This window comes from Peribacillus sp. P4_B1 (assembly GCF_056402395.1).
Genome location: NZ_JBFUHM010000130.1, coordinates 1 through 1,970, shown reverse-complemented (window position 1 = coordinate 1,970; position 1,970 = coordinate 1). Strand labels below are relative to the sequence as shown.

Here is a 1,970-nt window from a genome sequence, read left to right as displayed (position 1 = left end):
AACTAGTCGAGTAGAAAGGAGCCTTCCTACCTTACGGTAAATTGTACTCCTCCCCCTCACAGAACCGTGCTTGCGCTATTAACGCACACGGCTCCTCCTAGTCATCGTTTACAGAATGTAGCTAATCTCTTTGCTTAGTTCATAGATATTCACTTTGATTCTTGGTGAAGGCAGTGGATATTTACGGAGAAAGAGATTAAATTTATCCCATGTAAAGGACTTTCTTTGGCTTCTTCTGTTTAGCCATTTAAATAGTAAGTATTCGAGTCTCTCTTTGAAGTTGTTAACCGTTTTTATGTTATCGGTCATACAATAATAGTTGTAATAACCTATGAGTGAGCGTTTAAATCTATCCATGATCGTATGAATATCTTTATTTCTATTAATCTTCAGCCATTCTTTAGATTCTTTTAGTTTACCTTGGACTTTCTTATTACTAGATTTCCGTTTCACTCGGAATTTCCCTTGTTTGCTTTTCCCGCAATAGTGAGTAAACCCTAGGAAATCAAAGGTATCTGGTTTATTACTCCCATCTCGCTTTGCATTATTTTCTGCAAACCTCCCAAAGGGTATAATTTTCGTTTTATCCTCGGCTATCTCCAAGTTAAACTTCTTCAATCTAAGCTTTAATGAATAGAAGAATTGCTGAGCTTCACTTTTATGTTGAAAACAACAAACAAAGTCATCTGCATATCTTACTATGTAGGCCTGCCCTTTACATTGTTTCCTAACCACTTTCTCAAACCATAAGTCGAGAACGTAATGGAGATATACATTCGCTAATATCGGAGATATTACTCCACCTTGCGGTGTACCGTTATCTGTTTTGTACTTCTTACCTTCCTCCATGTATCCACCTTTAAGAAACCTGCTGATTATTCTCTGTAGGTTAGGGTCGGTAACTCGGAGGTTCAAGAACTCCATCATCCACTTGTGGTCAACGTTGTCAAAGAAACCCTTGATATCTACATCCACTACATAACTTACTGATTTCTTTTCAATATAATGGTTCAGTATTTTCAGCGCATCATGGCAATTTCTATTAGGACGGAAACCAAATGAACAATCTAGGAAGTCATTTTCATAGATAGTATTTAGTATTTTTGTCATGCCTTTTTGTACAATTTTATCCTCATGTTCCGGTATCCCCAAAGGCCTTTTCTTGGTAGAATTGAGTTTTGGGATATACATCCTTCTTACTGGAACAGGGCGATAACTTTTGCTTTTAAGCCTACTTACTAAATCCTTTATATTTTCTTCCAAGTTTTCGCTGTATTGTTCTTTAGTCGTTCCGTTAACACCAGTCGCCTTTTTATTAGGTAGTTCATGATGACACTGTGTTAGCGATTGCTCATTTAATAAATGCACAAGAGATGTAAATTTCATTTTAGGCTCGGATTTTGCTAATTCTGCTATCCTTAGTAGTTTTGTTTCCATTTATTATTCCTACCTCTGTGTGTAGTAAATGTTTCCCTAGTAAGGGTGATAACTGGTAGCTAGCCTTTCCTCCATCGGCATTACCCAACTTCACTGGTACTACGCTGCTATCCGACTCCCTACACGGCATTTGGTTTCCTTACTTGTTATCGCTTGTACACCATACTCTTCAATAAAATAGAAAAGACCGGAAGGGTCTCCCGAGTTGCCGTATCATATCAATGTGTAACGTGCCAAGGTCTCTGACTCCAGAGAGGTTTTATCCTTCTTGCCTTGGACGAAGGATAAAATATTGCTTTCTGCACGCAGGTAAGGCATCAGCCCTCTCGGTTCACTAACGTTTATGGAGCTCAATCCCTTCAACCATTTGGCTTTCGGCCCGCCACCTAACTGTCTACGCTTAAAGACTAGAGTTACCTTTAGTCCTCCAAGACTCGCTACGAGCGAATGGCTAGTTCTTACTCGGCGGGAATCCCACCCGCTATATGATACGACCTAGGCTCGGCCGCACACCTGCCCCTTTTGTTCCATAA

1 protein-coding gene is annotated in these 1,970 nt (G+C 39.6%); it reads right to left on the bottom strand.

What is annotated here, in order from left to right; all coding sequences use genetic code 11:
• Nucleotides 1-108: 108 nt before the first annotated feature.
• Nucleotides 109-1,437: a group II intron reverse transcriptase/maturase gene (gene ltrA, locus AC1DVK_RS26750; protein ID WP_477627811.1), complete on the bottom strand. Its 1,329-nt coding sequence runs from the start codon at nucleotides 1,435-1,437 to the stop codon at nucleotides 109-111.
• Between the last annotated feature and the right edge of the window lie 533 nt (nucleotides 1,438-1,970).

Bases quoted from the DNA above. Each gene is read 5' to 3' on its own strand.
- ltrA (WP_477627811.1), bottom strand. From the start codon at position 1,437: ATGGAAACAAAACTACTAAGGATAGCAGAATTAGCAAAATCCGAGCCT.